This is a genomic window from Streptomyces sp. NPDC006332, assembly GCF_040612855.1.
GTDB lineage: Bacteria > Actinomycetota > Actinomycetes > Streptomycetales > Streptomycetaceae > Streptomyces.
In genome coordinates, this window is the sequence record NZ_JBEXRA010000015.1 from 110041 (window position 1) to 128606 (window position 18566).

Annotated in this window: 17 protein-coding genes; 9 read left to right on the plus strand and 8 right to left on the minus strand. The window is 71.4% G+C overall.

The genetic code is table 11. From position 1 onward, the window contains the following. Positions 1–539: LacI family DNA-binding transcriptional regulator (locus tag ABZ027_RS16315; RefSeq protein ID WP_356768644.1), on the minus strand; the 539-nt coding region annotated here is incomplete at its 3' end. Positions 540–693: 154 nt separating this feature from the next. Here ABZ027_RS16315 and ABZ027_RS16320 point away from each other — a divergent pair. Together ABZ027_RS16320 and ABZ027_RS16325 are read left to right on the plus strand one after the other, a co-directional pair. Further along, complete coding sequence (locus tag ABZ027_RS16320) at positions 694–1863, plus strand: Gfo/Idh/MocA family oxidoreductase (protein WP_356768646.1); 1170 nt, start codon at positions 694–696, stop codon at positions 1861–1863. Between the two features lie 113 nt (positions 1864–1976). Further along, a complete protein-coding gene (locus ABZ027_RS16325) occupies positions 1977–2636 on the plus strand; it encodes a hypothetical protein (RefSeq protein WP_356768648.1) in 660 nt (219 codons plus the stop codon). A 13-nt stretch (positions 2637–2649) separates the two neighbouring features. Here ABZ027_RS16325 and ABZ027_RS16330 read toward each other — a convergent pair whose 3' ends face one another. Further along, entirely contained in the window at positions 2650–3684 is a 1035-nt protein-coding gene (locus ABZ027_RS16330) for a LacI family DNA-binding transcriptional regulator (RefSeq protein WP_356768650.1), read from the minus strand. A 135-nt stretch (positions 3685–3819) separates the two neighbouring features. Here ABZ027_RS16330 and ABZ027_RS16335 point away from each other — a divergent pair, with 135 nt between their 5' ends. The 4 genes from ABZ027_RS16335 to ABZ027_RS16350 all read left to right on the plus strand — a co-directional run bounded on the left by ABZ027_RS16335 (position 3820) and on the right by ABZ027_RS16350 (position 7891). Then, positions 3820–4986 carry a phytanoyl-CoA dioxygenase family protein gene (locus ABZ027_RS16335; RefSeq protein ID WP_356768652.1) on the plus strand — a complete coding sequence of 389 codons (1167 nt, stop codon included), beginning with the start codon at positions 3820–3822 and terminating at the stop codon, positions 4984–4986. Positions 4987–5001: 15 nt separating this feature from the next. Next, a complete protein-coding gene (locus ABZ027_RS16340) occupies positions 5002–5778 on the plus strand; it encodes an SDR family oxidoreductase (RefSeq protein WP_356768654.1) in 777 nt (258 codons plus the stop codon). A gap of 89 nt (positions 5779–5867) precedes the next feature. Then, positions 5868–6872: a Gfo/Idh/MocA family oxidoreductase gene (locus ABZ027_RS16345; RefSeq protein ID WP_356768656.1), complete on the plus strand. Its 1005-nt coding sequence runs from the start codon at positions 5868–5870 to the stop codon at positions 6870–6872. Then, positions 6869–7891, plus strand: a complete 1023-nt coding sequence (locus ABZ027_RS16350) for a Gfo/Idh/MocA family oxidoreductase (protein WP_356768658.1) — start codon at positions 6869–6871, stop codon at positions 7889–7891. The genes ABZ027_RS16345 and ABZ027_RS16350 overlap by 4 nt, the downstream gene beginning before the upstream one ends. Positions 7892–7973: 82 nt before the next feature. Here ABZ027_RS16350 and ABZ027_RS16355 read toward each other — a convergent pair whose 3' ends face one another. The 4 genes from ABZ027_RS16355 to ABZ027_RS16370 all read right to left on the minus strand — a co-directional run bounded on the left by ABZ027_RS16355 (position 7974) and on the right by ABZ027_RS16370 (position 12267). Beyond that, positions 7974–8996, minus strand: coding sequence for a Gfo/Idh/MocA family oxidoreductase (locus tag ABZ027_RS16355; RefSeq protein WP_356768660.1), 1023 nt, complete (start codon positions 8994–8996; stop codon positions 7974–7976). Positions 8997–9215: 219 nt separating this feature from the next. Beyond that, positions 9216–10166, minus strand: coding sequence for an ATP-binding cassette domain-containing protein (locus tag ABZ027_RS16360; protein WP_356768662.1), 951 nt, complete (start codon positions 10164–10166; stop codon positions 9216–9218). 5 nt (positions 10167–10171) lie between these two features. Next, a complete protein-coding gene (locus ABZ027_RS16365; protein ID WP_356768664.1) occupies positions 10172–11242 on the minus strand; it encodes an ABC transporter permease in 1071 nt (356 codons plus the stop codon). A 5-nt stretch (positions 11243–11247) separates the two neighbouring features. Next, a complete protein-coding gene (locus ABZ027_RS16370; protein WP_356768666.1) occupies positions 11248–12267 on the minus strand; it encodes a sugar ABC transporter substrate-binding protein in 1020 nt (339 codons plus the stop codon). 298 nt (positions 12268–12565) lie between these two features. Here ABZ027_RS16370 and iolC point away from each other — a divergent pair, with 298 nt between their 5' ends. The 3 genes from iolC to ABZ027_RS16385 are packed head-to-tail and all read left to right on the plus strand — an operon-like array spanning position 12566 to position 16390. After that, complete coding sequence (gene iolC, locus ABZ027_RS16375; RefSeq protein ID WP_356768668.1) at positions 12566–13618, plus strand: 5-dehydro-2-deoxygluconokinase; 1053 nt, start codon at positions 12566–12568, stop codon at positions 13616–13618. Positions 13619–13676: 58 nt separating this feature from the next. Beyond that, entirely contained in the window at positions 13677–15566 is a 1890-nt protein-coding gene (gene iolD, locus ABZ027_RS16380; RefSeq protein ID WP_356768670.1) for a 3D-(3,5/4)-trihydroxycyclohexane-1,2-dione acylhydrolase (decyclizing), read from the plus strand. 38 nt (positions 15567–15604) lie between these two features. Beyond that, on the plus strand, positions 15605–16390 hold the full coding sequence (locus tag ABZ027_RS16385; protein ID WP_356768672.1) for a GntR family transcriptional regulator: 786 nt from the start codon (positions 15605–15607) through the stop codon (positions 16388–16390). 18 nt (positions 16391–16408) lie between these two features. On the opposite strand, the gene ABZ027_RS16390 is transcribed toward ABZ027_RS16385, so the two are convergent. After that, complete coding sequence (locus ABZ027_RS16390; RefSeq protein WP_356768674.1) at positions 16409–17518, minus strand: class I SAM-dependent methyltransferase; 1110 nt, start codon at positions 17516–17518, stop codon at positions 16409–16411. 289 nt (positions 17519–17807) lie between these two features. Continuing rightward, entirely contained in the window at positions 17808–18470 is a 663-nt protein-coding gene (locus ABZ027_RS16395; protein ID WP_356768676.1) for an NUDIX domain-containing protein, read from the minus strand. Between the last annotated feature and the right edge of the window lie 96 nt (positions 18471–18566).

Below are 18566 nucleotides of genomic sequence, written 5' to 3' on the forward strand. Positions count from 1 at the left end.
TGATCCGTATGCCCGCGCCCGTGGTCCGGCGCATGCTGGTGACTCAGGGGGCGCAACTGAGGGACCCGGAAGTCCACCCCGTCCGGCACCGGTTCACGGGCGCCCGCGACGACGACCGGCATCCGTGCGGCGACCGGGCCGAGCGCGGCCGGGTCGGGGAGGGTGCCGACCACGACCAGGCCGTCGACCTGGAGGTCCAGGAAGGGCCGGGCTAGGTCATGGCCGGTGCGACGGTTGAGACGGGCGTCGCCCAGCAGCATGTGCAGACCGTAGTCGTGCAGCAGCGAGTTGAGGCCGTCGAGCAGGTCCACGAACCAGGGGTTGCGCAGGTCGTTTAGGAGGACGCCCACGGTGCGGGTGCGCTGCTCGCTGAGGCTGCGGGCGGCGGCGTTCGGCCGGTAGCCGAGTTCGCGGACGGCCCGCAGCACCGCCTCCCGCCGCTCCGGCCGTACCCGCTCGGAGCCGCGCAGCACCAGCGAGACCAGCGACTTGGAGACACCGGCACGCTCGGCCACGTCCCGGATCGTCGGCTGTCTCATGCCCTGGACCGTTCCACGGCCCATCGGCCTTGTCAAAGGGCGGTGAAGGGCGGTGAAGGGCGGACAGAGGGCAGGCGACGGGGCTTGACACCCATCGGCGTGTTGCCCAGGGTGGGCGGGAAGAGGAATGGACCGGTCCAAAAGAGGGTGGCTCATGGTGGATACGCTCGGTGTCGCCGTCGTCGGGTTCGGCTGGATGGGCCGGGTGCACACGCAGGCGTACGCCCGGGTCCCGCACCACTATCCGCGGCTCGGGCTGCGCCCGGAGCTGGTGACCGTCGCCGAGGAGGTGCCCGGCCGGGCCGAGGAGGCCGCCGAACAGTTCGGCTTCGCCTCCACGACCCGTGACTGGCGGGAGGTCGCCGCCGATCCGCGGGTCCAGGCGGTCAGCATCACGGCCCCGAACTTCCTGCACCGCGAGATCGGCGTGGCGATGGCGCAGGCCGGCAAGCACATCTGGATCGAGAAGCCGGTCGGCCTCACCGTGGCGGACGCCCGGGCGGTGGCCGACGCGGTCACCGCGGCGGACGTCCAGGGCGCGGTCGGCTTCAACTACCGCAATGCGCCCGCCGTCGAGACGGCCCGGTCGCTGATCGCCTCCGGCGACATCGGCACCGTCACCCATGTCCGGATCCGGCTGTTCAGCGACTACGCGGCGCACCCCGAGGGGGCGCTCAGCTGGCGGTACGAGCGGGAGCGCGGCGGCAGCGGAGTGCTGGGCGACCTGGCCTCGCACGGCGCCGACCTGGCCCGCCATCTGCTCGGCGACATCACCTCCCTCACCGCCGACACGGCGATCTTCGTGCCGGAACGGGCCCGCCCTACCGGTGTCACCGCCGGCCACAGCCGTGCCTCGGGCGGCGAACTCGGCCCGGTGGAGAACGAGGACTACGTCAACTGTCTGCTGCGCTTCGCCTCCGGCGCCCGCGGCGTGCTGGAGGCCTGCCGGGTCTCGGTCGGCGAACAGAACAACTACGGCTTCGAGGTGCACGGCACCAAGGGCGCGGTGTTCTGGGACTTCCGCCGGATGAACGAACTCGGCGTCAGCCGCGGCGACCGCTACCAGGACCAGCCGGTCAGCACGGTGTATGTCGGCCCGGGCGACGGCGAGTTCGGCGCGTTCCAGCCCGGAGCGGCCAACGCGATGGGTTACGACGACCTGAAGGTCGTCGAGGCGTACCGCTTCCTCCGGTCGGTCGCCGAGGGGACCTCGCACGGGGCCACCCTCACGGACGCCGTGCACAGTGCCGCCGTACTGGACGCCATGGCGCGGTCCGCCGAGAGCGGGACCTGGGTGGACCTACACCCGGGAGAGTGGCCTTAGGACCACCCCGGATCCGGTTGGCAGGCCCCGCGACGGCAAGCCCCGGGGACGGCAGGCTTCGAGATGTCGGCACACACGCCGGCCGATCCGCCTCACCGACTCCGGGGGAATCCATGAACGAGAGCTTCGTCAGGCGCCTGACGGGCGTCACGGGCATCACCAGCGCCGCCGTCCTGATCGTCGAAGTACCGCTGTACTTCGTCTACTCGGGCCCGCCGCCGGACGCGAACGTCCTGACCAGGCTGCTGCTGCAAATTGTCGCGCTGGCCGTGCTGGTGGTGTTCATGACCGCCTTCCGGGAGCTGGTCAAGCGGGTGAGTCCCGCCCACGAGTGGGTCGGGTCGATGGCCTTCGCCACCGGGCTGGTCTACGCGACGGTCACCCTGGTCTCCAGTGGTCTGGAGGCGGGCGCGGTCATCGCGGCCGACCGCCCGATCGACCCGACCATCGACGTCAGCGGCACCTACATCCTCTATGGGTCGATCTCCCGGCTGATGCTCGCGCTGTTCCTGACCGCGTTCGGGTACGCCGTCTCCCGCACCCGACTGCTGCCGCGCTGGACCGGCCGGTCGGCGTACGTCCTCGCGGGGATCAACGTGGCGTTCGTGCCGTCCCTGTTCTTCGGCAACACACCGGCCCACTTCTACGCGGCGAACGGCTGGGGCACCACCGCGCTGATGGGGGCCGTGCTCAGCTACTGGCTGCTGGCTCTGGGCGTCTCCTTCTACCGGAGCGCCGGAACTCCGGCAACGGTGCCGGTGCCGACGCGCTGAGAGCGGCGGCGCCTCACCCTGCCGTCGCCTGGGGCGGCATGTTGTACGGCGTGACCACCTGGATCGCCGACGGCAGGGTCGGGCCGGCCGGCGGCAGGGCACCGTGGGCGCGCATCACGATGCGGCAGGCCTCGCGCATGTCCTGGCGCAGGTCGTGGTGGAGGACGGCGGACAGACGGTGCTCACGCAGCAGACGGGTGTTGTCATGGTCGAGGTCGTGCGCCACGAAGACCGCGCACGGGCGGTCCAGGTCCTCGAAGGCCCGCAGGGTGGCGATGTTGCCGCCGCCGATCGAGTAGACCGCGCGGATGTCCGGGTCGCGTCGCAGCGCGGCCCGGACCAGGTCGTACTGGGTGGCGTCCAGCCCCTGCCCCTCGGCGATCTCGACCAGGGCGCGCCGCGGGTGCCGGGCGCGCATCGCGCCGCGGAAGCCCATCTCGCGCTCCTCCTCGTTGCGGAAGAAGCCGCTGCTGAGGCTGGTGAGCACATTGCCGGGACGGTCGCCGAGCCACTGGCCCATGAGGTAGGCGGCGGTCGCCCCGGCGGCCCGGTTGTCTATGCCGACGTAGGCGAGGCGCGCCGAGGAGGGCAGGTCGGTGACGAGGGTGACGACGGGGATGCCCGCCTGAGCCAGCCGTCCGACGGCGGCGGCGACCTCGGGGACGTCGGGCGCCTTGAGCACCACCCCTTGCGATCCGCGCCGGGCGATCCGCTCCAGGGTCCTGGTCAGTTCCTCCACGGGGCCGGTCTCCCGGAAGTGGAAGCGCGAACGCACGACCGCCGGGTGCAGGGAGGGCAGCTCGGCCTCCAGGGCGGCCCGTACGGCGGTGGAGAACCGCTCCGGGGTCTGCATCACGATGTCGATCATGAAGGTGCGGCCGACCAGCCGGACCTGGGTGCGCTGGCGGTCCAGGTCCGCGATGGCCTGACGGACCTCACGTTGGGTGCTCTCCCGCACCCCGCCCCGACCGTTCAGGACCCGGTCGACGGTGGCCTCGCTCAGGCCCGCCTGACGTGCGATCTCACGGATCGGGAAGGGGTGGCCCACCGACGGCTCCTTGAGGGGTTTTTGATGGCTTGCCGCTGGTTGTTCGAGGGGTTTGTACTGACAAGAATGACAGAGCCGTGTCGCTGCCCCGTGACCGGACCCGTGTCGCATCCCGTGACCGAAAGAAGGACGACGATGTCCCTCACCGCCGCTCAGCAGCGGGCCTGGCTGACCGAGCAGGACTGTGATCTCGACGTCTTCCGCTCACTCGTCGAGCGCACGACGGACCTCGCCGACCATCCGCACGCCTCGGCCGTGGAGGACAACGTCCTCGTCTACGACAGTGAGCGCCTGCGCGCGGCGGGCGCGACCCGTGAGGTGCGGGCCGAGCTGATCCACGCTCTTACGGACGGCCCCGGCATCGTCGTCCTCCGGGCCGCCTTCCCGGACCCGGCCGTCGTCGACCGGCTCACCGGCGTCTTCGACGCCCTGATCACCGAGCAGCGCGCCTCGGGCGCCGCCGCGGGCGACCATTTCGCCGCGCCGGGCGCCAACGACCGGGTGTGGAACGCGCTGGAGAAGGCGGCCCTCTACGACCCCGAGGCGTTCGCCGACTACTACGCCAACGACATCCTCGCGCTGGTCTCGGGCGCCTGGCTGGGCCCGGGCTACCAGGTGACCTCGCAGGTGAACGTGGTCAACCCGGGCGGCGCGGCGCAGACCGTGCACCGCGACTACCACCTGGGGTTCCTCTCGAACGAGGCGGCCGCCGCCTACCCCGGGCATGTGCACCGTCTCTCGCCCGCGCTCACGCTGCAGGGCGCGGTGGCGCACTGCGACATGCCCGTGGAGTCGGGCCCGACGCTGTACCTGCCGTACTCGCAGACCTTCGAGCCCGGCTACCTCGCCTGGCGGCTCCCGCGGTTCCAGGCGTACTTCACGGCGCACCACGTCCAGCTCCCGCTGGCGAAGGGCGACGCCGTCTTCTTCAACCCGGCGCTGTTCCACGCCGCCGGCACCAACCGCACGCCGGACGTGCGACGCGTGGCCAATCTGCTCCAGGTGTCCTCGGCCTTCGGGCGGGCGATGGAGACGGTGGACCGGGAGGCGGTGACCAACGCGGTCTACCCGGTGCTGCGCAGGCGTCTGGCCGACGGTGTGGGCGAGGAGTGGCTGGAGCGGGTGATCGCGGCGAGCGCCGAGGGCTACCCGTTCCCCACCAACCTCGACAGCGACCCGCCCGTCGACGGGCTGGCACCGCCATCCCAGGCGGACGTCGTACGGCGGGCGCTGGAGCAGGGATGGACCCCGCGGGCGTTGCGTGACGAGTTGCGGGCCGGCGCCGTACGGCGCGAGAGCTGAAAGGGCTTGGACAGCATGGGACTTCTCGACGACAAGGTCGTCCTCGTCAACGGCGGAAGCCAGGGCGTGGGTGCCGCCATCGCCCGGGCCGCGGTCCGGGAGGGGGCGCGGGTCGCCGTCACCGGACGGCGACCGGAGCCCGGTGAGGCGCTGGTGGCGGAGCTGGCCGCGGCCGGCGGCAAGGCCATGTTCGTCCGGGCCGACCTGGCGGACGCCGAGCAGGCGAAGGGGTCCGTGGCCGAGGTGGTCGGGGCGTACGGCCGCGTCGACTGCCTGGTGAACTCGGCCGGCCTCACCTCCCGGGGCACGCTCCTCGACACCACGCCCGAGCTGTTCGACCAGCACATCGCGATCAACCTCAAGGCCCCGTTCTTCGCCATGCAGGCCGCCGTCGCGGACATGGTGGGCCGGGGTGCGCCCGGCACGGTCGTCAACATCATCACCTCCTCCGCGCACGGCGGGCAGCCGTTCCTCGCCCCGTACGTCGCAGCGAAGGCCGGGCTGATCGGCCTGACCCGCAACGCGGCGCACGCGCATCGCTTCGACCGGGTGCGGATCAACGGCCTGAACATCGGCTGGACCGCGACCGAGGGTGAGGACGCCACGCAGAAGGCCTTCCACGGCGCCGGGGACGACTGGCGCGAGGAGGCCGCCGCCCGGCTGCCGATGGGCAAGCTCGGCCAGCCGGACGAGATCGCCGACTTCGTCGTCCTCCTGCTGTCGGAGCGGTCCGGGGTGGTCACCGGTTCGGTGATCGACTGGGACCAGAACGTCCTCGGCGGCCTCGACTGACCTTCCCCCTCCGCTCGTAAGAACCCGCTCGTCAGAGCCCGCTCGTAAGAACCGCTCGTAAGACCCCGCACCCAAGGAGCAACACCGTCATGCGCATCGGAATCCTCGGCCTCGGCCGCATCGGCGCCTTCCACGCCGAAACCCTCTCCGGGCTCGACGCGGTCGAGTCGCTCGTCCTGGCCGACCCGTTCGCGGACGCCGCCAAGTCCGCCGCCGAGCGGTTCGGCGGTGAGGTCGTGGACTCCCCCGAGGCCGTGCTGGCCGCCGGGGTGGACGGCATCGTGGTGGCGGCGGCCACCGACGCGCACCCCGCGCTGATCCTGGCCGCCGTCGAGGCGGGTGTGCCCGTGTTCTGCGAGAAGCCCGTCGCGAAGACCATGCGCGAGGGCGTCGAGGTGCTCAAGGCCGTCCAGGGCACGAACGTGCCGATCCAGATCGGCTACAACCGCCGCTTCGACGCCGGCTTCGTCGCCGCCCGTGCCGCCGTGCAGGGCGGCGAGCTGGGCACGCTGCACACCGTCCGGTCGACCACACTGGACCCGGCGCCGCCGCCGGCCGCGTACATCGCCGCCTCCGGGGGCATCTTCCGGGACTGCTCGGTGCACGACTTCGACATCATCCGCTGGGTGACCGGCCGGGAGGTGACCGAGGTGTACGCGGTCGGCGGCAACCGGGGCGCCGACTACATCAAGGAGGCGGGCGACGCCGACACCACAGGCGCGATCCTCACCCTGGACGACGGAACCATCGCTGTGGTCTCCAACTCCCGCCACAACGCCCGGGGTTACGACGTCCGCATGGAGATCCACGGTTTCACGGACTCCATCGCCGTCGGCCTGGAGGACAAGCTGCCGCTGCGTTCGGTCGAGCCCGGCGTGACCTTCCCGGCCGGTACCCCGCACGACTTCTTCATGGACCGCTTCACCGCGGCCTACCGTGCCGAACTCACCGCGTTCACCGAGGTCGTGGCCGGCACCCGGCCCTCCCCGTGCACGATCGAGGACGCCCTGGAGGCGGGCTGGATCGCCGACGCGTGCACGCTGTCGCTGCACGAGCACCGCCCCGTCACCATCCAGGAGGTACGGCAGGCATGAGCGGACCGGGTCCACAACCGCTGCGCATCGGCGTGCTGGGCGCGGCACGCATCACCGAACGCTCCCTGGTGGACCCGGCCAGGGCGGCCGGCCACCGCCTGGTCGCGGTGGCGGCCCGCGAGCGGTCGCGGGCCGAGGCCTTCGCGACGGCCCACGGCGTGGAGCGGGTGGCGGACTCCTACGCCGACCTGCTCGCCGACCCCGAGGTCGACGTCGTCTACAACCCGCTCGCCAACGGCCTGCACGGGCCGTGGAACCTGGCCGCCCTCGCGGCGGGCAAGCACGTCCTGACGGAGAAGCCGTCGGCGAGCAACGCCGAGGAGGCAGCCGAGGTACGGGAGGCGGCGGTGAAGGCGGGCACCGTCTTCATGGAGGGCTTCCACTACCTCTTCCACCCGGTCACCCGGCGCCTGCACGAGATCCTGCGCAGCGGCGAACTCGGGGAGCTGCGGCGGGTGGAGACCATGGTCGCCATACCGGCGCCGGAGGACGGCGACCCCCGCTGGTCGCTGCCCCTGGCCGGCGGCGCCGTGATGGACCTGGGCTGTTACAGCCTGCACGCGGTGCGGATGCTGGCCCCCTGGGCGGGCGGCGCGCCGCGGCTGGGCTCGGCGCGGGGCGGGCAGCGGGCACAGGCGCCCGGCGTCGACGAGTGGCTGGACGCCGAGCTGGAGTTCCCGGGCGGGGCCACCGCGTCGGCGCGCTGCCACATGGCGTACGACCGACTGGAGATGAGCTGCCGGATCATCGGTACCCGGGGCGAGGCGAGCGCGCCGAACTTCGTGCTGCCGCAGCGGGACGACCGGGTCGTGGTTCGGACGGCGGAGGGTGAGCGCACCGAGCGGCTCGGTACGCGGTCGTCGTACGCGTACCAGCTGGAGGCGTTCGCGGCGGGTGTCCGCGAGGGCACCGAGCTGCCGCTCGGCCCGGACGACGCGGTGGCGACGATGACGCTGATCGACGAGTGCTACCGCACGGCCGGTTTCGAGCCGCGGCCGCGCACTGCGCTCGCGGACTGAGAGTCCCTGGGGGTTTCGTGGAAAGCGGGCCGGGAATCCCCGGCCCGCTTTCCACCACCCGGCCAGGAGAGTCGACAGCCCGTCACCCCCGGTACAGCGCGGGCCGGTCGAGCAGGTCCACCTCGACCCGGCCGCCCTCCCGCAGCGAGCGCACCCCGGCCTCGCACACCGCCGCCGCCGCGTAACCGTCCCACACGCTCGGGCCGGTGACCTCGCCGCGACGGGTGGCGTCGACCCAGGCCTGGATCTCGCGGTCGTAGGCGTCGGCGAAGCGTTCCGTGAAGTCCTGGTCGATCGTGCCGCCCCAGCGGCCTGCCATGTTGGTGACCATGGCGTGGCCGTCGCCGACGCGTGCGGTGCCGCGTTCGCAGACCACTTCGGCCTGGACCTGGTAGCCGAAGCCGCAGTTGACGAACATCTCGACGTCGACGATCGCGCCGCCGTCGGTCTCGAACACGACGAACTGGGGGTCCTGGAGGTCGTCGGGCGCGTTCGCCGACCGTAGCGGACGCAGCACGGTGACCGCCGTGATCTCGTGCCCGAACAGCCAGCGGGTCACGTCCGTCTCGTGCGCGACGGAGTCGCTGATGAGCATGTCGCTGGTGAACCCGGGCGGACTGGCCGCGTTGCGATGCCGGTTGTGGAGCATCAGCGGACGGCCCAACTGCCCCGTCTCCAAGAGGGACTTGAGCTTCATGTACTCGGCGTCGTAACGCCGCATGAAGCCGACTTGGACCCTGCGTCGCCCCAGGCTCACCTCCGCCTCCATGACCCGCGCCGCGGAGGCCGCGTCCGGGGTGAGCGGCTTCTCGCACAGGACGGGCAGGTCGCGCTCGAAGGCCGCCAGCAGGGCCGCCTCGTGGGCGGGGCCGGGGGAGGCGACGAGGACGGCGTCGACGTCGGCCGCCGCCATCGCGGCGACGGGGTCGGTGTGGGCGGCGCAGCCGTCGACGGATGCCGCGACGGCCCTGGCGCGTTCCGCGTCGACGTCCACGACGGCGGTCACCCGGGCTCCGCTGACGAGTCGCTGGATCCGGCGCACATGGTCGGCGCCCATTCTTCCGGTGCCGATGACGGCGATTCCGAGCGGATCACGCTGGGTCATGGTCGTCCCTCCGGGATGGTCGGGCGCCGCGGGACCTCAGGAACGTACGGGTGCGACCGCGATCGGCGGTGGCCGGCCCGGCTCGCACGGCTCCCTGTGCTGTTCGACGATCACGAACGGTTCCCCTACGGGGCTCCCGGACCGGAGGGGCCGCGGTGCGGGCCGGTGAGGACCCTGCCCGCGGACACCTTCAGGTTCCGTCCGTCCGGGACGGCCGTCTCAGGCCTTCTCCTCGGCCTTCTCCTCGGCCTTGTCCTCGCCCACGGTGGTGGCGGGGGCAGGGGTGGTGGCGGGCAGGTCGCCCTCTTCGGGGAGCTCGTCCACGTCGACGCCGCGTACCTGGGCGAGTTCGTGTTTGAGCGCGGTGAGTTCGGCGCCGCCTGCCATGTGGTTGGTGAGATCTTCGAGGCTGACCTGGTCGCGGGAGGCGTTCAGATCCATGGTGCCCAGGCGCAGGACGCTGAAGTGGTCGCCCACCATGTAGGCGTGGTGGGGGTTGTGGGTGATGAAGATGACGCCGAGGCCGCGGTCGCGGGCGGCGGCGATGTACTTCAGCACCACGCCGGACTGCTTGACGCCGAGGGCGGCGGTGGGCTCGTCGAGGATCAGGACGCGGGCACCGAAGTAGACGGCGCGGGCGATGGCCACGCACTGGCGCTGACCGCCGGAGAGGGTACCGATGGGCTGTTCCAGGTCGTCCAGGACGATGCCCATGTTGCGCAGTTCCTGGTCGGCGGTCTTCTTCATCGCCTCGATGTCGAGACGGCGCACGGGCCAGGGGCCCTTGGTCATCTCCGAGCCGAGGAAGAAGTTGCGCCACACCGGCATCAGCGGGACGGTGGCGAGGTCCTGGTAGACGGTGGCGATGCCCTTGTCGAGGGCCTCGCGCGGGGTGGAGAACCGCACGGGGGTGCCGTCGACGAGGAAGTCGCCCTCGGTGTGCTGGTGCAGCCCCGAGATGATCTTGATGAGGGTGGACTTGCCGGCGCCGTTGTCGCCCAGCACGCAGGTGACGTTGCCGGGATGGACCCTCAGGTCCACGCCATGCAGGGCGCGGATGTTGCCGTACGCCTTGCCCGCCCCCCGCAACTCGACGATCGGGACGTCCTGCTGCTCGGGCTCGGTGTCCGCGAGGACGGCTCCGTGCGTACCGGTCTTGTTGGTCGTCATAGGGGTCACCTCCGGGTCGCCGACTGGCGGACCCACAGATTGATCAGGACGGCGCCCAGGAGCATCACGCCGAGGAAGGCCTTGAACCAGTCGGGGTTCCAGCCGGCGAAGACGATGCCCTGGTTCACCATGCCGAACATGAAGGCGCCGAAGACCGGGCCGATCGCCGAACCGTAGCCGCCGGTCAGCAGACAGCCGCCGATGACCGCCGCGGCGATGTAGATGAGCTCCTGGCCCACGCCCTCGCCGGACTGCACGGTGTTGAAGGTGAACAGCTGGTGCATCCCGACGAACCAGGCACCGAAGCCGACCAGCATGAACAGGGAGATCTTGGTGAAGGTCACGGGCACGCCGACCGCCCGTGCGCTCTCCTTGTTGCCGCCGACCGCGAAGATCCAGTTGCCGTACTTCGTGCGCAGCAGCACCCAGGTGGCCAGCGCCGCGAAGATCAGCCAGTACACCACGGTGATCTTCACCGTGACACCGCCGACCTGGAAGGTCGAAGCGAAGATCTTCTTCGCCTGGTCGAAGCCGTCCATGGTGCTGATGTCGTCGGTGGCCACGTTGGTGGTCACCAGCTTGGTGACCGCGAGGTTCACACCCTGCAGGATCAGGAAGGTGCCCAGGGTGACGAGGAAGCTCGGCAGGCCGGTCTTGACCACCATCCAGCCGTTGAAGAAGCCGATCGCCAGCGACACGACCAGCGCGGCGATCACACCCATCCACACGTTCAGGGTGAGTTGGTAGCTGAGCATGCTCGCGGTCAGCGCCGAGGTGATCACCGCGACACCGGACGACAGGTCGAACTCGCCGCCGATCATCAGCAGCGCGACCGGCAGGGCCATGATGCCGATCGTCGACGACTGGTACAGGACCGTGGACATCGCGCTGCCCTCGCGCACCGGGGGCGCGGCGATCAGGAAGAACACGTACACGGCGGCGGCGCCGAGGAAGACCCCGACTTCGGGGCGGGCCAACAGCCTCAGGACCAGGGGGCGTTGCGAGGTCCGGCCGTCGGACTGCTTCGGGCCGGGGGCCGGCGGTGCGCTCACCGCCGGCTCAGCCTGCTGGGTCATACCGCTCACCGAGTGCCCTTCGCGGCGTACGCGGCCACCTTGTCGACGTTGGTCTTGTCGACGAAGGCCGGACCGGTCAGCACGGGCTGCTCACCGCCGCCGCTGTAGTTGCCGTTGTTCTTGTAGAGCCACAGGGAGTCCACCGCGAGGTAGCCCTGGAGGTAGGGCTGCTGGTCGACGGCGAACTGGATGGTCCCCTTGTCGATGGCTCCGGTCAGTTCCTTGTTGAGGTCGAAGGTGGCGATCTTCGCCTTGCTGCCCGACTCGGACACCGACTGCACCGCGGTCAGCGCGAAGGGGGCGCCCAGGGTCACGACGTAGTCGATGGACTTGTCCTGGCTGAGCTTGGCGGTGATCGTCGACTTCACGGACGGCATGTCGGCGCCGTTGACGAAGAGCGTCTGGGTCTTGCCCTCGAACGTCTTCTTCACGCCGTCGCAGCGCTGGGTGAGGCCGATGTTGCCCTGTTCCTGGACGACACAGACGGCGCTCTTGGCGCCGGCCTCGTTCAGCCGCTTGCCGAGCGCCTCGCCCGCGACGGTCTCGTCCTGGCCGAAGAACTCCATCAGGCCGAGCTTCTGCCAGTCGCTCACACCGGAGTTGAGGCCGACCACGGGTATGTTCGCGGCCTTCGCCTTGCTCACGACGTCCTTCATGGCGTCCGGCTTGGCGAGGGTGATGGCGATGCCGTCGACCTTCTGGTCGATCGCGTTCTGCACCAGGTTCGCCTGGTTGCCCGCGTTCGGGTCGGCCGAGTAGACCAGCTTGATGTTGTCCTTGGCGGCGGCGGCCTCCGCGCCCTTGCGGACGATGTCCCAGAAGGTGTCGCCGGGCGCCTGGTGGGTGACCAGCGCGACGGTCATCCGGGGAGTGGTGGCCTTGCCCGCGGAGGCACCCGACCCGCTCTCCTCGGCCTTCTTGCCGCCGGAGCTGCTGGAACAGCCTGCGAGGGTGAGGGCCGCCGCCGCGGCCACCGCCACTACGGGTACGACTCTGCGGGAACGGAAGCGAGAAGAGCGGTCCATCTTTCCTGCACCTCACTGTGCGACGGGAGAACGTCGGGAAAGGGAAGGGATCACGGGGATCCGAGGAGGCCCGGGACCTGGAGGGTTCCGGGTCGTGCGCCGCGAAAAAGCGACAACTGCGCTGGGACGGGATCCAATCCCTTGACACGGCCGCTGTCAATACTTTGTCAAGACATCATTTCACGAGCAGGTCCGAATGTAAGTACAAAGTATTGACAGTGTCACCCTTCGGGTCCTACACCTGGGACAACGGGTCCCGAGGACCCGCGTCCCCAGTCCGGACCGAGGAGCGTCGCGCATGGCAGGTTCAGCCCAGCACTTCGACGTGATCAGTATGGGCCGTATCGGAGTTGATCTCTACCCGCAGCAGTCCCAAGTGCCGTTGGCGCGCGTGGAGACCTTCGGGAAGTTTCTCGGCGGTTCGGCGGCGAACGTGGCGGTCGCCGCCGCCCGGCTCGGCCGCCGCGCCGCGGTGATCACCCGCACCGGCGACGACCCCTTCGGCACCTATCTCCACCAGACGCTCACGGAGTCCGGCGTCGATGACCGCTGGGTGACGCCGGTGGAGGGCCTGCCGACCCCGGTGACGTTCTGCGAGATCTTCCCGCCGGACCACTTCCCGCTGTACTCCTACCGTCGGCCGAGCGCCCCTGACCTGCGGATCCACACCGACGAGTTGGACTACTTCGCCATCCGGTCGGCCCGGATCCTGTGGATCACAGGTACCGGTCTGAGCGGGGAACCGAGCCGGTCGGCCACGCTCGCCGCGCTCAAGGCCCGCGGCCCGTCCGGGACGACCGTCTTCGACCTGGACTGGCGGCCGGCCCTGTGGGACGACACCTCCTGGGCGGATCCCGAGGAGGCCCGCCCGTACTACAGGGAGGCCCTGCGGCACGCCACCGTCGCCGTCGGCGATCTCGACGAGTGCGAGGTCGCCACCGGAGTCCGCGAACCGCGGGCGTGCGCCGAGGCGTTGCTCGCGGCGGGCGTCGAACTGGCCGTGGTGAAACAGGGCCCGGACGGCGTGCTCGCCGTGCACCGGGACGGTACGGCGGTAGCGGTACCGCCGCTTCCGGTCGAGGTGGTCAACGGGCTCGGCGCGGGCGACGCGTTCGGCGGCGCGCTGTGCCACGGGCTGCTGTCCGGCTGGGACTTGCCGGACGTCATGCGGTACGCCAACGCGGCCGGCGCCCTGGTCGCCTCCCGCCCCGCCTGCTCCACCGCGATGCCGACCTGTCCCGAGGTCGAGGACCTGCTCGACGGCGTACCGCGGCCACGCGCGGCGCAGCGGCTCCCCGCCCAGCCTTACCCCTCGGACCCGGGCGCGACGGTCCCGAGCGCGACGGCCTGACCGGAATCCCTCGTGAGCGCCCGCCCCCTCTCCCCCGCCCCTTCCCAGTGAGGTCCCGATGAGTCAACCCACGAGCGTCCGCCTGACCGTCGCCCAGGCGCTGGTGCGGTTCCTGTCCGTCCAGTACACCGAGCGGGACGGCGTACGGCACCGGCTGATCGCCGGTACCTGGGGCATCTTCGGTCACGGCAACGTGGCGGGTGTCGGCCAGGCGCTTTTGGAGGCAGGCATCGGGGAGGGGGCCGCGATGCCGTTCCACCAGGGCCGCAACGAGCAGGCGATGGTGCACGCGGCGGTGGGTCACGCACGTCAGCTCAACCGCCTCTCCGCGCAGGCGGTGACCACCTCCATCGGGCCGGGCGCGACGAACCTCGTCACCGGCGCGGCCCTCGCCACCGTCAACCGTCTGCCGGTGCTGCTGCTGCCCGGCGACTACTTCGCCACCCGCGCCGCCGACCCGCTCCTGCAGCAGCTGGAGCACCCGACCGAGGCCGACGTGTCCGTCAACGACACCCTGCGCCCGGTCTCCCGCTTCTTCGACCGCGTCACCCGGCCCGAGGCCCTCATCCCCTCGGCGCTGAACGCCATGCGGGTGCTGGCGGATCCCGCCGAGACCGGCGCGGTCACCCTCGCCCTGCCGCAGGACGTGCAGGCGGAGGCGTACGACTGGCCGGCCGAGTTCTTCGCCGACCGGGTGTGGCGCGTACGGCGTCCCGCGCCCGACCCGGTCGAACTGGCCGAGGCGGTACGGGCGATCCGGGCCGCCGAACGCCCGCTGATCGTCGTGGGCGGCGGCGTGCACCACAGCGAGGCCGAGGCCGCGCTGCGGGCCCTGGTGGACGCCACCGGCATCCCGGTCGCCTCCACCCAGGCGGGCAAGGGCTCGCTGCGCCACGACCATCCCGCCGACCTCGGCGGCATCGGCCACACCGGCACCGCGGTGTGCGACGACATCGCCCGCGCCGCGGACCTGGTGATCGGTGTCGGAACCCGCTACAGCGACTTCACCACCGCCTCCGGCACGCTCTTCCAGCACCCGGGCGTCCGGTTCCTGAACCTCAACATCACGGCGTTCGACGCCCACAAGCTGGCGGCCAGAACGCTCGTCTGCGACGCGAGAGCCGGCCTGGAAGCGCTCACCGCGGGCCTCGACGGCCACCGGGTGGATCCCGCCTACGCCACCGAGTACGGCGCCGGCAAGGAGCGCTGGGAGCGGGTGGTGGCAGCCGCCTACCGTGCCGACGACGAGCACGCCGTGCCGACCCAGACCCAGGTGCTGGGCGCGCTTGACTCCGTGGTCGGCGACGACGACGTGGTGATCAACGCGGCCGGCTCACTCCCCGGCGACCTGCACAAGCTGTGGCGGGCCCGCAGCCCGCGCCAGTACCACCTGGAGTACGGCTACTCCTGCATGGGCTACGAGATCCCGGCCGCGATCGGCGTCCAGCAGGCCGCCCCGGGCACCGCCGTGTGGGCGCTGGTCGGCGACGGCACGTACCTGATGATGCCGACGGAGATCGTCACCGCCGTCCAGGAGGGTCTGCCGGTCAACCTGGTCCTGATCCAGAACCACGGCTACGCCTCCATCGGCGGCCTCTCCGAGTCGGTGGGCGGTGAGCGTTTCGGCACCGCCTACCGTTACCGGGCCGCCGACGGCACCTTCTCCGGCGCCCCGCTGCCCGTCGACCTCGCCGCGAACGCGGCCAGCCTCGGCATGGACGTACTGCGCGCCAAGACCGTGCGGGAGCTGCGCGAGGCGCTGGGCACGGCCCGCGCCTCGGACCGTCCGACGTGCGTGTACGTCGAGACCGGCACCGATGGCCCGAGCGCTCCCCCGGCCGAGGCCTGGTGGGACGTGCCGGTGGCCGAGACCGCCTCCCGCGCGGCCGCCGTACGGGCCCGCGAGGCGTACGACCGCGAGGTCGCCACCCGCCGCCACCACCTGTGATGCCCCGCTCCCGGCCTTTATCAGAGGAAGGTACGTCCATGGCGAAGACCGGCGGCGACCCGCGATCCGTGGCCGCCCCCGCGCTCGGCTCCCTGGACTTCGCGCTGGACCGCTCCAGTCCGGTGCCGCTGTACTACCAGCTCGCCCAGCAGCTGGAAGCGGCGATCGAGCACGGCGTCCTCGCCCCCGGCAACCTCCTGGGCAACGAGGTCGACCTGTCCGTACGCCTCGGCCTGTCCCGTCCGACGGTCCGCCAGGCCATCCAGTCCCTGGTCGACAAGGGACTGCTGGTGCGCCGCCGCGGGGTCGGCACCCAGGTGGTGCACAGCCAGGTCAAGCGCCCACTCGAACTCAGCAGCCTCTACGACGACCTGGAGGCGGCCGGTCAGGGACCCGCGACCCGGGTGGTGCGCAACGAGGGCGTCGCCGCGTCCGCCGACGTGGCGGCCGCCCTCGGGATCGCCGAGGGCAGCGAGGTCACCTGCCTGGAGCGGCTGCGCTCCACCCACGGCCAGCCCGTGGCCTTCCTGGTCAACTACCTGCCCGTGGGCCTGCTCGACCTCGACACGGCCCGCCTGGAGTCGACCGGCCTCTACCGCATGCTGCGCGCCGCCGGCATCACCCTGCACAGCGCCCGCCAGACCGTCGGCGCCCGCAGCGCCACCGCCGAGGAGGCCGACCTCCTCGACGAGAGCGAGTGCACCGCCCTGTTGACCATGCAACGCACCGCGTACGACGACACCGGCCGCCCGGTCGAGTACGGGACGCACATCTACCGCGCGTCCCGGTACACCTTCGACTTCCAGCTACTGGTCCGACCCTGATCCCCCTGAGCCCCGACGTCACCGCACGGCAAGCCGCCACAGGGAGGTGACCTCGGCCGCGCGGGCGGTGTGCAGTGGATCGCGGGGGTCCCGTGACCTCGGGTGCCTGGGGCGGGTGTCGAGCCGGCCGGTGACGCGCAGGCCCGCCTCGTCGATGAGGGCGAGCAGGTCCTGACGGCTGCGCAGGCCGAGGTGTTCGGCCAGGTCGGAAAGGACGAGCCATCCTTCGCCACCTGGGGTGAGGTGGGCGGGGAGCCCGTCGAGGAAGCCGCGGAGCATGGCCGAGTCGGGGTCGTGTACGCCGCGTTCGAGGTCCGAGGCGGGCCGTCCCGGCAGCCACGGCGGGTTGCAGACGACGAGGTCGGCGCGGCCGTCCGGGTACAGGGCCGGTCCGGTCACGGCGACGCGCGCGGCGACGCCTAGCCGCCGGACGTTGTCGCGCGCACAGGCCAGGGCGCGCGGGCTGATGTCCGTGGCCACGACCTGTTCGAGGCCGCGCCCGGCGAGGACGGCGGCCAGCACGCCCGTCCCGGTACCCAGGTCGAATGCGGTTCGGCCATGGACGGGAGCCTGCGCGACGAGGTCGACATACTCACCGCGGACCGGGGCGAACACCCCGTAGTGCGGGTGGACCCGGGCCTTGAGGACCGGGACCGCCACGCCCTTGAGCCGCCACTGCCAGGCACCGAGCACGCCGAGCAGTTCCCGGAGCGAGATCACCACGGGGCCGCGCGAGGGACCGTACGCCGCCGTGCACGCCTCGCGTACGTCGGGTGCCCGGCGCAGGTTCAGGGTGTGGCCGTCCTCCAGCTGGACGAGCAGCCTGCCGAGGACCCGGGCGCGGTGGGCCCGGGCCCGGCGGTGCAGGTGGTAGGTCTCCAGCGGGTCGCTCCCCGGCATGCGCGAGGTGCGGTCGACGCGTCGGCCCATGGCGGTCAGGAGCTGACGGGCGCCCTGGTAGTCGCCCCGCCAGAGCAGCGCGACGCCCTCGCAGGCCAGACGGTGCGCGGTGGCGGCGCGCAGGCTCTCGTCGGCGACGACGATCCGGCGCGGCGGCGGGGTGTGGCCCTCGGAGTGCCAGCGGGCGGCGTGGGTGGTGTGGTCCTCGGTCCAGTGGATGGTGGACACGGCGTACTCCTCGTGAAGGAACGTGCAGGGGGGCACGAAGAGCACTTCGACGAGGGGCGTGGCGAACCGCCCGTGGTGGGCACGGGCGATCGCCCGGGCCAGGGCACGGGTCAGTCGGGCCGGGGATCAGGCCGGGGCGGTTACCGCTCCCGCGTCGAAGCGCGTGAGGAGCGGTCGCCGAGCACCATGCCGAGTGTCACGAGGAGTCCTTCACCGTAGTGGGCCGGTCAGGTTATCAATCGTCCCCAGTTCTCTTCGAGTCGAGGGCGCGAGCCGGGGGTTGGGAGGCTCAGCCGGCGAACGGTCCCTCCAGGGCGGCCCATTGCAGGAGCATGATCGTCTTGGCGTCGGCGATCTCCCCGGTCCGGATCATCTCCAGGGCGCGGCGGAAGGGCAGTTCGAGGATCTCGATGTCCTCGCCCTCCTCGTCCAGGCCACCCCCTTCGTGGGTGTGGGTGGAGGGCCCGTAGGCGGCGGCGTAGAAGCTGACGCGTTCGGTGACCGAGCCGGGGCTCATGTAGACGTCGAAGACGTGCCGGACCTCGCCGATGGTGTGCCCGGTCTCCTCCACGACCTCCCGCCGTACGGCGATCTCCGGGTGCTCGTCCTCGTCGTCGAGGAGCCCGCCGGGGGTCTCGACCAGCATGCCGTCGGGATGTCCGTTGACGTACACCGGGAACCGGAACTGCCGGGTGAGCAGCACGGTCTCGCGTTCGGTGTCGTACAGCAGCATGGTGGCGCCGTTGCCGCGGTCGTGGGTCTCGCGCTGCTGGGTCGTCCAGGTGCCGTCGGCGTGCCGGTAGTCGAAGGTGGTGGCCCGCTCGACGTACCAGTGGCTGGACAGCAGGGTCACGTCGCGCACCTTGACGCGCGGGTTGCCGGTCAGGTCGAGGCCGGTGCGGTCGAGTCCGGTGCGTCCCCGGCGGTCGGGGGTGTCGACACCGGCGGTCATCGGATGCCTGCCGGAAGGGAGGCGGAGTACGAGTTGGTCATGCCCGCTTCTACCATTGCGGGCCGGGCGCTCGGGGGTCACCCGCGGTTTCCGTGT